At 44.7% G+C, this 12,682-nt stretch carries 10 protein-coding genes; 4 read left to right on the top strand and 6 right to left on the bottom strand.

The features are described from left to right. Nucleotides 1–8: 8 nt before the first annotated feature. The 4 genes from ABJ081_10825 (at nucleotide 9) to ABJ081_10810 (ending at nucleotide 4,729) form a co-directional block, all read left to right on the top strand. Nucleotides 9–1,361: a sigma-54 dependent transcriptional regulator gene (locus tag ABJ081_10825; GenBank protein ID MEP6357162.1), complete on the top strand. Its 1,353-nt coding sequence runs from the start codon at nucleotides 9–11 to the stop codon at nucleotides 1,359–1,361. Between the two features lie 200 nt (nucleotides 1,362–1,561). Next, nucleotides 1,562–2,569 (top strand): DctP family TRAP transporter solute-binding subunit, encoded by a 1,008-nt coding sequence (locus ABJ081_10820; protein ID MEP6357161.1) that lies wholly within the window; start codon nucleotides 1,562–1,564, stop codon nucleotides 2,567–2,569. A gap of 83 nt (nucleotides 2,570–2,652) precedes the next feature. Then, nucleotides 2,653–3,330, top strand: coding sequence for a TRAP transporter small permease (locus ABJ081_10815; protein ID MEP6357160.1), 678 nt, complete (start codon nucleotides 2,653–2,655; stop codon nucleotides 3,328–3,330). A gap of 4 nt (nucleotides 3,331–3,334) precedes the next feature. Beyond that, the gene (locus ABJ081_10810; protein MEP6357159.1) at nucleotides 3,335–4,729 is read left to right on the top strand and encodes a TRAP transporter large permease; all 1,395 of its coding nucleotides are present in this window, start codon (nucleotides 3,335–3,337) and stop codon (nucleotides 4,727–4,729) included. Between the two features lie 4 nt (nucleotides 4,730–4,733). On the opposite strand, the gene rsmA is transcribed toward ABJ081_10810, so the two are convergent. The 6 genes from rsmA to lptF all read right to left on the bottom strand — a co-directional run bounded on the left by rsmA (nucleotide 4,734) and on the right by lptF (nucleotide 12,465). After that, the gene (gene rsmA, locus ABJ081_10805) at nucleotides 4,734–5,579 is read right to left on the bottom strand and encodes a 16S rRNA (adenine(1518)-N(6)/adenine(1519)-N(6))-dimethyltransferase RsmA (GenBank protein ID MEP6357158.1); all 846 of its coding nucleotides are present in this window, start codon (nucleotides 5,577–5,579) and stop codon (nucleotides 4,734–4,736) included. Nucleotides 5,580–5,586: 7 nt separating this feature from the next. Next, on the bottom strand, nucleotides 5,587–6,642 hold the full coding sequence (gene pdxA, locus ABJ081_10800; protein MEP6357157.1) for a 4-hydroxythreonine-4-phosphate dehydrogenase PdxA: 1,056 nt from the start codon (nucleotides 6,640–6,642) through the stop codon (nucleotides 5,587–5,589). 42 nt (nucleotides 6,643–6,684) lie between these two features. Further along, entirely contained in the window at nucleotides 6,685–7,665 is a 981-nt protein-coding gene (locus ABJ081_10795; GenBank protein MEP6357156.1) for a SurA N-terminal domain-containing protein, read from the bottom strand. 171 nt (nucleotides 7,666–7,836) lie between these two features. After that, entirely contained in the window at nucleotides 7,837–10,158 is a 2,322-nt protein-coding gene (locus ABJ081_10790; GenBank protein MEP6357155.1) for an LPS-assembly protein LptD, read from the bottom strand. A gap of 1 nt (nucleotide 10,159) precedes the next feature. Further along, complete coding sequence (lptG, locus tag ABJ081_10785; protein MEP6357154.1) at nucleotides 10,160–11,275, bottom strand: LPS export ABC transporter permease LptG; 1,116 nt, start codon at nucleotides 11,273–11,275, stop codon at nucleotides 10,160–10,162. Next, nucleotides 11,275–12,465, bottom strand: a complete 1,191-nt coding sequence (lptF, locus tag ABJ081_10780; protein MEP6357153.1) for an LPS export ABC transporter permease LptF — start codon at nucleotides 12,463–12,465, stop codon at nucleotides 11,275–11,277. Before lptF ends, lptG begins: the two co-directional genes overlap by 1 nt. Between the last annotated feature and the right edge of the window lie 217 nt (nucleotides 12,466–12,682).

Raw genomic sequence — 12,682 nt, 5'->3', positions numbered from 1 at the left:
AACATGCGATGGACAAATTGAATGTAATCTTTGTCGATGATGAAGAGCACTTGCGCTATGCGGCGGAGCAAACCTTTGAACTTGCGGATATTACTGTTGCTTGCTTTGATTCTGCAAAGACAGCATTAGAGCAAATAAACCGACAGTTTAATGGCATTATCGTGTCTGATATTCGTATGCCGGATATGGATGGTTTTGAGTTTTTACAACATGTCCTCGATATAGATTTCGAGTTGCCGGTTGTTTTGGTGACGGGGCATGGCGATGTGCAAATGGCAGTTGAGGCTATGCGCAAGGGGGCTTATGATTTTATTGAAAAGCCTTATGCGCCAGACCATCTGACTGAGGTTGTCAGACGTGCCATTGATAAGCGGCGGCTTACGCTGGAAAATAGAGAGTTACGGTCTAATCTAACGAAGCGCGATGAGCTTGAGGTTCGTTTGGCGGGGCGTACAGATGTTATGGTCGCGATGCGGAAAGCTATTCGCGCTGTTGCTCCAACGGAAACAGATGTTTTAATCGTTGGAGAGACAGGATCAGGCAAAGATGTTGCCGCTCGCGCGATCCATGCGCTGAGCCCACGGGCAAATCGCCCATTTGTTGCGCTGAATTGTGGTGCGATGTCGGTTGACCAAATTGAAAGCGAGCTCTTTGGTCATGAGGTGGGTGCATTTCCTGGTGCGATGCGTGAGCGCTATGGAAAATTTGAACATGCACGTGGTGGGACAGTCTTTCTGGATGAAATTGAAAGTATGCCCAAAGAACTACAGGTAAAACTTTTACGGGTGTTTGAAGAGCGTAAAATCACACGTCTTGGTTCTAATATTCCAATAGAACTCGATGTGAGATTCATTGCTTCCAGCAAATTGAATTTGGAGAATGAGGTTAAAGAAAATCGCTTTCGGGAAGATTTATATTATCGCTTAAATGGTATGACATTGAAGATTCCTAACCTTGAAGAGAGGCGTGATGATATTCCACGTTTGTTTATTCAACTAGCCAATGAATCTGCCCGTCGCTATCGAAGACAATTTCCTGAAATTCCTGCAGATATTCTGATTGATATGGCCAATAGGCAATGGCCCGGCAATGTACGGCAACTGAGAAATGTCGCCGATCAGTTTGCTTTGGGTCTAGCGTCACAGAACGAAGGCATTACTAGTAATAATAAAGATGGAGGGCGCCTCTCAGAGCGTGTGGCAGCCTATGAAAAATCAGTAATCAGCGCTGAGCTATATGCTCATAATGGTGTTTTAAAAAACACCTATGAATCGCTGGGATTATCAAGAAAATCGCTCTATGAGAAAATGCAAAAATACGATCTTGATCGCTCAGCTTACACTAAGCCAGACAGTAAATAGTAACCGCATATATTGAGTGTTTCTTATTTCACCCATCTTTTTGCGTGCAATGTTACCATATCCACCCATCGAGGCCATTTATATGAAATACTAAGTCACGATTATAATGTGGCCCTTGCATGTAAAATGCGATTATTATTACTGCTAAGGAGCTGCCACCTTAAAAAAGGCACAAATTAAATACGTCCTGGGAGGATATAATGCGTAAATTTAAAATAGCGGCTTTGGCCGTTGGACTAATGTCAATGACAGCCACTGGCGCACTTGCAGCCTGTGATCCTGGTGAGACAGTTATCAAATTCAGTCATGTTACCAACACTGATAAACACCCTAAAGGTATTGCTGCAAGCTTGCTCCAGCAGCGTGTGAATGACGAGATGAATGGTAAAGCCTGTATGGAGGTTTTTCCAAACTCAACGCTTTATAATGATAATAAAGTGCTTGAAGCTTTGCTGAACGGTGACGTTCACTTGGCTGCGCCTTCGTTGTCTAAATTCGAAAAATTCACAAAGAAATTCCGTATTTTCGATCTGCCATTCATGTTTAAAAACATCAATGCAGTGGATGCCTTTCAAGCTTCTGATAAAGGCCAAGCTTTGCTTGACTCAATGCAAAAACGTGGTCTTCAAGGTCTAGGATATTGGCACAATGGCATGAAACAGATTTCTGCTAATAAGCCGCTTGTTTCGCCGTCAGATGCTAAAGGTTTGAAATTCCGCGTTCAGTCATCAGACGTGCTGGCCGCAACAATGGCAGCGATCGGTGGATCACCGCAGAAAATGGCGTTTTCTGAAGTTTATGGTGCTCTCCAGCAGGGTGTTGTGGATGGTCAAGAAAACACTTGGTCAAACATTTTTGGTAAGAAGTTCTTTGAAGTACAAGATGGTGTGACAGAGTCTGGTCATGGCATCATTGACTATCTCGTTGTGACGTCAGTCGACTTTTTGGATGGCTTGAAGCCAGAAGTTCGTGATCAATTCGTCACAATCCTAAATGAAGTTACAAACACACGGAATAAAGAATCAACTCTTGTAAATGAAGAAGCAAAACAAGCTGTTATTGCCGCTGGTGGCATTGTTCGCCCACTAACAGCAGCACAACGTGAAGAGTGGGTTACAGCAATGAAACCTGTGTGGAAGCAATTTGAAGGTGACGTCGGCACTGATACGATTGAAGCCATTCAAGCGATTAATGCGTCTACTAAGTAGACATTTATAACGCTTCTGGCGGCTCCGAATTTTTCGGGGCCGCTGTTACTTCATAGGAGCCATCACTTCATAGGATAAGTCAGATGAGTTATAATCCATCGCCGTCGTCTTTTTTCAATAAGATTGAGGAGACGTCGATCGCCATCATTCTTGGCATCATGACAATCATGACGTTTTCCAATGTGGTTGCTCGGTATGTTTTCAATTCTAATATTTTTTATGCGTTAGAACTTACAGTCTTTCTGTTTGCTTGGCTCGTGCTCTTTGGTGCAAGCTATGCTGTGAAAAAAACAGCCCATCTTGGGGTTGATGCACTTATCAATCGATTTGCTTCTCCAACCAGACGCATTTTAGGTCTGATTGTTGCTGCTGTTTGTATTATGTATGCTTTTATCCTTCTCAAAGGATCGTGGGATTATTGGGCGCCTTTCGCCAATCTAGCGCCGACTGATGGTCGCTGGTTCCCCACAGGATTCTCAGAAAATTATCGCCCCCAAGGTTGGTATGAAACACAAGACATTCCGGTGCCTTTCTTTATGGAATGGCTGGAAGATGTTTTCAACGATGGCGATGAATATGAAAAAATGCCAAAGGTCGTCCCTTATATAGTGATGCCACTTTCCATGGCTTTGTTGCTCTTCAGGTTTGTTCAGGCCTTCATTCGTGTTTACAAAGGTCAGCAAGAAATGTTGATTGTTAGCCACGAAGCCGAAGAAGAAGTGGCTGAAGCTGCTGAAACCCTCAAGAAATCGGAGGGTTAGATCAATGGAACTCTTTATCCTTTTTTCTCTTATTATCGCTTTGATGATGATCGGCGTTCCAATAGCTGTTTCTCTCGGTTTTTCATCTATTGTCTTTCTTCTATGGTATTCGGATAGTTCTACAGCCTCTATTGCTGCGACGCTTTTTGAGGCTTTCGAAGGCCATGCAACACTGCTTGCAATCCCGTTCTTTATTCTTGCCTCGTCTTTTATGTCCACTGGCGGTGTAGCACAGAGGATCATACGGTTTTCTATCGCTCTGGTTGGACACTTTCGCGGCGGTCTTGCAATTGCCGGCGTTCTGGCCTGCATGATTTTTGCCGCTTTGTCTGGTTCTTCACCTGCGACTGTGGTCGCAATTGGTACAATCGTGATCGCTGCTATGCGCCAGGTTGGCTATACCAAAGACTTTGCAGCGGGCGTTATCGCCAATGCTGGCACTTTGGGTATTTTGATCCCGCCCTCCATTGTCATGGTGGTTTATGCCGCAGCCGTTGATGTTTCTGTTGGTCGGATGTTCTTGGCGGGCGTGATCCCGGGTCTTCTTGCTGGTTTCATGTTGATGCTGGGTATCTATGTGATTGCGCGCATTCGCGGCATGCCTATTGGTGAGTGGAAAGGCTGGAAAGAGGTCGTCGTTGCCGGTGCGGATGCGTCTTGGGGGCTGCTGTTGATCGTGATTATTATGATTGGCATTTACGGTATTCCTGGTGTCACAGGTGCGATTTTCACACCAACAGAAGCTGCCGCTGTTGCCTCTGTCTATGCTTTCCTTGTTGCTGTTTTTATCTATCGAGATATGGGGCCATTGGCGAATAAGGAAACAGGGGAGAAATACTCTTTGTTACAACGCCCGCAAGCTTTATTGACTGCGTTTTGGCACAAAGATACCGTGGATACCCTGTTTACTGCAGGTAAGCTTGTCATCACTTTGATGTTCGTAATTGCAAATGCTCTTATTTTGAAACATGTTATTACGGAAGAGCAAATTCCACAGCACATCACTGCGGCCATGTTAGCCATTGGCTTTGGACCAATCATGTTTTTGGTCATTGTTAATGTGATCTTGTTGATCGGCGGTCAATTTATGGAGCCGTCAGGTTTACTTATCATTGTCGCGCCTTTGGTGTTTCCGATAGCAATAGAGCTTGGTATCGATCCAATTCATCTTGGCATCATCATGGTTGTTAATATGGAGATTGGCATGATTACGCCGCCTGTTGGGTTGAACCTCTTTGTTACATCTGGGGTGGCTGGCATGTCGATGATGGCCGTGGTTAGGGCATCGTTGCCTTTCCTCGCGATCATGTTCGTTTTCTTGATAATGGTCACTTATATACCAATCATATCAACCTGGTTGCCAAACATAGTTATGGGGCCAGAGCTCATATTGAACTGATGGCTTATTGAGCATCCATAGCATTGGCAAGGGCTACAAAGTTTTCGATTGAAAGCGTTTCTGCGCGCGCAGTCGGTTCTATGCCTGCTGCTTCTAAAACAGCTACGGGATCTGAAAAGTGGTTTTTTAAACTTGCTCGCATCATTTTACGACGCTGCTGGAAGGCTGCGGCTGTGATCCGCTCTAATAAATCAGCACTGGTTGCTAAAGGTTTGGCGACTGGTGAGAAATGCACAACGCTTGATGTTACTTTTGGGGGTGGTGTGAAGGCCTGCGGGGGAATATCGAACATAATGTTTGCATAGGTGCGCCATCCTGCCAAAACACCAAGCCGTCCGTATTGTTTATCAGTAGGCTTTGCAATAATGCGTTCTGCTACTTCACGCTGAAACATAAGCGTCATGGATTCAAACCACGGTGGCCATGGGTCGCTTTTCAACCAGCCAATCAGCAATGGGGTTGCGACATTATAAGGCAAATTGGCGAGTAGCTTTACTTGTTCGCCTTTTTCTATCAGCGAATGATAATCGACATTAAGGGCATCTTCTTCTTTGATGGTCAGCCGGTCTGGATAGTGGCTTTGAATATCTTTTAACGCCTCAATGCAACGGTGATCTCTTTCGATCACAGTGAGATGGCGCGCGCCTGCCGCTAAGATCGCGCGTGAAAGCCCTCCAGGACCGGGTCCGACTTCAATCACATGGCAATCTTTGAGATTGCCCGCCGAATGGGCAATGCGGCTTGTAAGATTGAGATCAAGAATGAAATTCTGGCCCAATGACTTTTTAGGAACAAGGTCATGGCGCTCTAATACCTCGCGTAGCGGGGGGAGGTTATCTATGGCGCTCATTGGTTGCTCATTGGTTCATGGTTGCGTTGATGGCAGCGTTGCGCGCCATTTCATTTGCCATTTTGAGGGCAGCTAGCATGCTGTTAGGCCGGGCAACCCCTTGGCCGGCAATATCAAGGGCTGTGCCGTGATCTGGCGACGTGCGGATGAAGGGAAGCCCTAGTGTGATATTGACCGTTTCATCGAAGGCAATCGTTTTGACGGGCAGGAGGGCTTGATCGTGATACATGGCAATGGCTGCATCATAAGTTGTGCGCCTTTCACGATAAAACAGGGTATCGGCTGGGTGAGGGCCGCTGACAACAATACCTTGCGATTGTGCGGCCTCAATAGCAGGGCGAATGATGGCGTCATCTTCATGCCCCATTGAGCCTTCTTCACCAGCATGCGGATTAAGACCCGTTACTACGATGCGTGGTTTTTCAATGCCAAAGCGATGTTTCAATTCGTGGCTTGTAATTTGAATTAGATCAATAAGCGCATCACCATCTAATGCCTCAGGAACATCTTTAAGGGGAATGTGCAATGTTGCTGGAACTGTGCGCAATTCTGGGCCGGCCAGCATCATAACGGCTCGATGAGGGCCGCCGCCCCATTGGTTGGCGAGCTTGCCTAAAAATTCGGTATGTCCTGGATGCGCGAACCCTGCATTGTAAAGTGATTTTTTGTTAATCGGGGCTGTTATCAATCCATCAGCATGTCCTTGATGGATCAAGCGAACAGCCGTTTCAATTGCTTCAATCACTGCAGGGCCGTTTTTGGGGTCTGCAGTGCCAATTTCATCATGAATTGTATGGTTCAGATTGATAACGGGTAGGGTATCGTTGAAGATTTGATTGAGTTGTTGTGTTCCACTTACATTATGCCAATCACAGGTCGGCACAGTAAGTCCAAGCGCTGTTGCACGCTTTTCGATAAAGTCCTGATTAGCCACATAAACAAAGGGCGGAACACCGTTTGTTTGTCTTTCTTGCCATACCTTGAGTATCAACTCCGGTCCGATGCTGCCAGGCTCGCCAAGTGTCACCAAAAGAATTGGAGAGGGATCTTGCAGGCTTGTCATCGTTGCGTGTTCATAGATGTGCTGAGAAAGGAAGTAGTCATATTAGCGGTTGCGAATATTAGCGGTGTCTCGTAATTCAGCCATCCACTCCTTGGACTTTTCTTCAAGTTCTTTGGAGTCCAACTTGCCCACATTGTCAACACTCAAATCACCGGTAGCAGAGCTGTCAACGATTTCACGGGTTTTACAAATTGCCATGACTTCGATGCCAATCTTGCGCCTTTTTGGTGTAGTAAAAAGTGCGTCTCCGGCACTTTTGACATCCTCCTTCATCTTTGGTGGGAGGGTATCTGATGTAAATCTTCCAAGTGATTTTGATACAACGCCGCTAGTAGCTAGATTGAGCGCATTTTCACTTGCGGTTTCACAGTTAGAATGTGAACGACGAAATGCTTCTACTTCTCTCAAGCGTTGCTGAGTTTCTTTTTTGCTTGCATCGGCACTAATGAGAAACATGTATTGTTCTAGTGTATATTCTTTAATCTTGCGGTTCTGCCCGTCGCCATTTCGATTAAACAAAATAGAGGTTATATCGGTGGCTTTTTTAGGCTCATCTTCAGGTGTGTTTGCACGCGCGATTACATATTGTTGCCATGTGATGCGTGCTTTGATGAGTTGTTTTAATGTATCTGGATTAACACCTCTTTGGCGCAAAGCTTGGCTGAATTGATTTTTTGATGCGCCATTGCCTTTTGCGAGGCGCTCAAAAGCAGCTTCTACGGCAGCGGGGCTTATATTTATGTCTACTCGCTTGGCTTCTTGAAATTGTAGTTCTTCGGTTATTAGCTGTTTTTTCGCTGCTGCAACACTATCACCTTTGAACCCTGTTAGACGCAAAAAACGGGAGCGTTGCGTGATTTGATAAGATGTAACGACGCCATTATTGACAGAAACTTCTATCTTGGTTTGGGCTATTGTTTCAGTAGATAAAAAGGCAAATATGCTGAATACAAGAGCTGCTAGAAAGCTCAATTTTGGATTGATTTGGGTCATAATTCTTGATGCCATAGTGGTAGAAAACATTTCTCAACCTTAGTTTTGTTCTCAGTTTTATTTTTTATTTCTTTGTTTGTAAAACTACAATTTTGTGATGATTTTATCAAATTTGAGATCCGCATAATCGTCGATTTTGTCATAAATATCATGCTTGCATAGTCTTGAGATGTGGCCATCTTAGGGCAAATCTACTTTAGCTTATAACCCACCGAGTGTACGTAAATTCACGCGAAATTCAATACCCTCACCATCCCTGACGCCTTCGTCGTCAAAGTCTTGGAAGAAGGCCAGTGAAACACGAAGTTGATCGTCATCAAAGGTTAAGCCAATACGGTTATCCACAAATCGGCTATCATCCAGATCGTAGCGGGCATCTCCGAAAAGAGTCCAATAATTATGAAACTTGAAAGTGGCCGCGCCATTTATTTGAGAACTACGTTCTAGATCATCAACAATTTCGTCACTAATGAAGGTATATCCGGCAGATGCGGTAAAAATATTGCCATTGTAAAAAGCGTTGAAATCACCGCGAGCGACGCTTTTTAAGTCTTCATCAAATTGGCCTCTAGCAACCAATCCATATTGGTCGATCGCAGTAATACCAATACGCGTTATGATATCGGAACGATCTGTTTCTAAACCATTTATCGAGTATATACTCGCGACACCTTGTTCGGTGAAAGAGTTGTCTCCAGCTAGGTGGAAAGACTGACCGACGAGGAAATCGGTTGTAAGTGAATTAGACCATTGTCCTTGATGCGTGAAGCCGACATTGGCTCTGGTTCCACCTTCAACTCGATCAAAACCACTAAAACGATCACGTTGAAAGATGTTTGTGTCATCAAGTATAATATTTTGAGAATCTTCGTTGAGAAATTGGTCTGCCTTGGATTCGCTTGGGCTTACAAAAATCTGAGCAATAGGCTCGATTATATGAGACGTTTTGCCGCTGGTGATTAGCACAGGATAACGCCACTCTAAACCACCAGTAACTTGACCTCGAACCTGTTGGTCTGATTGTTCGAGACCTGCAAAATTGTTTTCCAGTTGATCATGTGCTTGCGCGTCACCGCGTATGGCGAAAGAAGGGGTTATAACATGCCCGCCAGGTGCAATGAACTGACGCTTCCATTCAAGCTCTGTTGATATGCGCCCTTGTGTGCCGGATGCACCATCCAAAAAGCCTGTGCCATTAACGAAGTTGAGGTCTTCGTTTTCACGCGTGAGACTTGTAAAATTGGCTCTATAAGAAAGTTGACCACCAGCGATCGATTGTTCGATGATGCCGTCATAGTCGATGGAGGGGAGGACGACTGCCTGTTGGCGCTGCAAATTACCGCTGGTATCGGTATCATCGTCAAGAATATTAAAGAACAAGCCGCGCGCATCGAAAAACTTGTTCCGGCTTAATCCGGTTAGAAAGCCGTTTGATGTAAAGCGGTCAACGCGATTGGTCAGTCGGTTGTAATCATCGGTAAAGGTACGATCGGTCAGGGCAAGAATATCCCAACCTGTGTCCCAATTTTTATTGATCGAAAATTTGCCTGTTGTTCTGAGTCCACCTCTGAAACGTGCATCACCGGACTCGCCAATAAATTCTTCTGGGGAGTTTTGGCGAATACCCGCAAGTTGCAAGCTGTAAGCACCATTGGCAAGGCGTTGGCGCCATTCAATATCGCCCAATAAGCCCTGTCTGCTCAAGTAAGTAGGTGTTATCGTTAAATCACGGCTCTCGCTGAGCGCATGGTAATAAGGAATGCCAGCACCAACACCTAACTGGCTGTCGATAACAAACTGTGGCCCAAGTAATCCTGATTTCTGCTTAATGCGTGGATCGGCATGAGAAAATTTTGGTAAATAAGCGATCGGGACGCCCAAAAATTCAAATGTTGCGTCTTCATATGAAATTTTATGAGTTTCCTCATCAATAATCACTTCTTCGGCCTTGAGGCGCCATGTAGGGATGCGGCCTGGCTTGATCCGACAAACGGCACATACGTTATACACGCCTTTCTTCAAGACTGTGCGATTGCCATCTGTTCGCTCGGCACTTCGTGCTGCAAAAAAGGTGTTATCGATAGAATCGATTTGAAGTGATTGAACAAAGGCGGTTTTAAAGTCATCGCTCAACTTTATTTTTTCTGAGCGAATGGTGTTGCCGGTTGCTTCTTTGATGCGAACATTGCCCATCGCATTGATAGTATTCTTATTGCGATCATAAACAACACGGTCGGCTTCAAGGGTATTGTCTTTGAAGAATATCTGAACATCACCTTTGACAGTTATGATGTTTTGATCGCTGTCAAAGACCAATGTGTCGGCATCAAGAATCAGCTTATCTTCTTGATCTACCTTTAAATTTATTGGTTCTGGTGAAGCGTTCTGTGAAAGGGCGGTTGTTGCAGAAAGTCCAACTAGAATGCCCACAGTAGACACGGCCACACGCAATCCCCGCATAGCCAATAATGGTGTGCGCTGTTTATGCTTTTGCAGCAATTGAGAGAGGGACGGGCAGTTCAAATTAGCCATCCTCTTGATGTAACAACACAGTAAACCCCAATACCAACGCCAATAGCGTAGGCAACCAAGCCGCTAAGACAGGCTGCACCACGCCGCTACTTCCTAAATCTTCTGCCAGTGAGCGTAACACAAAAAGAGTGAACCCCGCAGCAATGCCAGAAGCAATCAAACCGTTGACGTTTCCGCTACGTATAAAGCGTAGCGATACAGTCGCGGCTATTACCACCATGGCAATAAAGAAAAAAGGCTGTGCAAGCAAGGTGTTAAACTGCAAACTATAGCGATAAGTGGGTAGATCAGCGGTCTTTGCTTTTTCAATAAGATCAGGCAGCGACCAGAATGAGCGTTGATCCGATTTTGAAAAACCGTCGCGGACTTCTTCAATCGTGAGATCAAGTTTGAGGGCGTAGTTGTTCAGTGACCGGCGTTGAGTGTCTAGGCCGGTTACGGTCGCATTGGTTAGAAGCCATTGTGTGTCATCTAATTTGGCGGTATCTGCATCAACACGCTGAATGAGTTTGCCTTGCCTGCTTTGGCGAATGATTGTGACACCAATCAAGTAAGTTCCGTTATCAAGTGCACGTGCGGCACCTAAGATAATATCTTCGCTGCGACCAGATTTACGCAGCCAAGCGGCACTGGTTTCGCCTGTTAGCAATTTGGCGTCTCGGTTAAATATATCGGCCTCAATCAGGCGGGCCTGATCGTTCATGTAATTGACGGTAGGATTGAAAATTGTTGTTGTAAAAATACCAATGGTGAATGCGACAAAAATGCCAGGTAATAGGAATTGCCAAACAGAAATTCCGGCGCCACGCGCGACAACAAGCTCGAGCCTTTTTGATAGCATAAAGAATGTTATCATTGACGAAAATAAAATGGTGAAGGGGAAAATCTGTTCGATGATTGCTGGAGTCCTGTAGGCAGAAAAACCGATTATTGTCAGCGCTGAAGCGTCGACCCGTCCCGAAACGCGGCGGAGCTGTTCGGTAAAATCGATCAAAAGAATAAGCACTGCGCAAAATAAGACGATATAAATCGTCGTTTTGAATAGCATCCAGGCAAAATATCGGTTCAGCGTTGATGAACGCAGTAAAGAAAACCGCACATCAGTCATCACACACCCCCCTGATTGCTGGCCTGTTTACGGACAGAGCGTTCCTTAATGTTTTTCATGATGTCTTCTAAGCGCCTTGTGGCTCGACGCAAGATGCGCGGTTCAATATTAAGCAGTATTAAGACCGTACATAATATGATCACTCCAATGGGTAAAACATATTGAATAAAGTTAATGCCGGGATAGTCTGATGCGATGCTTTGGGCTGCAAAACCACAAGCTCGCAAAGCAAATACACACAAAAACGTACTCAAAATAGATAAGCCAAGGCCTTGTCTTGTGGTTTCTGCACGCCCTAAAAAGAAAAATGCAATCAAGACATATGAAATTGAATACAGGGGTTCTGCGAACCGACCATGTAATTCAGCGAAAAATTTTGCAGGAGCTCTTACAAACGCTACGTTTTTGGGATCGACTTTAAACAGATAAGGAGTGAAGTTCTCAGAGGGTTTTTTGAATTTTAACTCATCTGGTATTGCACGCTGGAAAGTTGAAAGGTCAAAAGCATATGATGAGTAATCAATGATTGAGATTGAATCTCGATCTTTTGGGCGTCGGTGAATTGTACCATTTTGGAGAACGAAAAAGGTGCCTTCTGATGTCCTGGTTATTGCCCCAAGGTTGGCTAAATATGTGAGTGATTGTGTTTCGTCGCGGTTGTCTGAAACAAACACATCTTTAAAAATCCCATTTCCATCGCGTGAACCGACATAGAAGGTAATGCCATCGTTTATATTCGCGAATTCTCCTGGTTTGATAATGCTGGAGATAAGGTCAGAATTGACCTCAGTAAAAAAAGCTCGCAATTGCTGTCGCGAATTTGGTGAGAAATAGTGAGCAACAGCTGAATCTGCAATCATGACAAGGGATGCTAAAACCAACAGGGGCTTGAGAATTGAAAAAGGTTTTGCTCCTGAATTAGTCATAATAACGAGTTCTGAGTCGTTATTTAGTGAATTCAGCGTGTAAATGGTTGCTACTAAAACCGCGATAGGGGCGATGAAGGATAGGAACTTAGGTAGAACAAGCCATGTAATTTGTAGAAACAAAGTGAAGCTTTGACCTTTATTGGTCATTAAGTCCAGCTGCTCCAAAGCCTGCGTCAGCCATATGACCCCAACTAAGACTGCGAGGGTTAGAACGAAAGCCTTTAATGCACGTCCAAAAATATATATCTGGATGCGGTTCATTGTTTCAGCTTTTACCTTTTACACATTGCTCAGCTACTAATTCACGCACAATATTTCATGTCGCATGGATTGACTATGCATCCTTAAGGATAATTTGCCCTGAATAAAGAGCGTAAACAAGGCATTAAAATGATGAGACGTACCGCATAGATGTTTTAACCCTAAACTTGGTATAAAAGTGTGGTTAACGTCATATCAGAGTGAAATACTTTGCGAG

This window comes from Hyphomicrobiales bacterium (genome assembly GCA_039989895.1).
GTDB lineage: Bacteria > Pseudomonadota > Alphaproteobacteria > Rhizobiales > JACESI01 > JACESI01.
The sequence above is the reverse complement of the archived record's forward strand: the minus strand, read 5'-3'. Positions and strand labels throughout refer to the sequence as shown.

Bases quoted from the DNA above. Each gene is read 5' to 3' on its own strand.
- pdxA (MEP6357157.1), bottom strand. From the start codon at position 6,642: ATGACAAGCCTGCAAGATCCCTCTCCAATTCTTTTGGTGACACTTGGC.
- ABJ081_10810 (MEP6357159.1), top strand. From the start codon at position 3,335: ATGGAACTCTTTATCCTTTTTTCTCTTATTATCGCTTTGATGATGATC.
- lptG (MEP6357154.1), bottom strand. From the start codon at position 11,275: ATGACTGATGTGCGGTTTTCTTTACTGCGTTCATCAACGCTGAACCGA.
- lptF (MEP6357153.1), bottom strand. From the start codon at position 12,465: ATGAACCGCATCCAGATATATATTTTTGGACGTGCATTAAAGGCTTTC.
- ABJ081_10815 (MEP6357160.1), top strand. From the start codon at position 2,653: ATGAGTTATAATCCATCGCCGTCGTCTTTTTTCAATAAGATTGAGGAG.
- ABJ081_10795 (MEP6357156.1), bottom strand. From the start codon at position 7,665: ATGTTTTCTACCACTATGGCATCAAGAATTATGACCCAAATCAATCCA.
- ABJ081_10825 (MEP6357162.1), top strand. From the start codon at position 9: ATGGACAAATTGAATGTAATCTTTGTCGATGATGAAGAGCACTTGCGC.
- rsmA (MEP6357158.1), bottom strand. From the start codon at position 5,579: ATGAGCGCCATAGATAACCTCCCCCCGCTACGCGAGGTATTAGAGCGC.
- ABJ081_10820 (MEP6357161.1), top strand. From the start codon at position 1,562: ATGCGTAAATTTAAAATAGCGGCTTTGGCCGTTGGACTAATGTCAATG.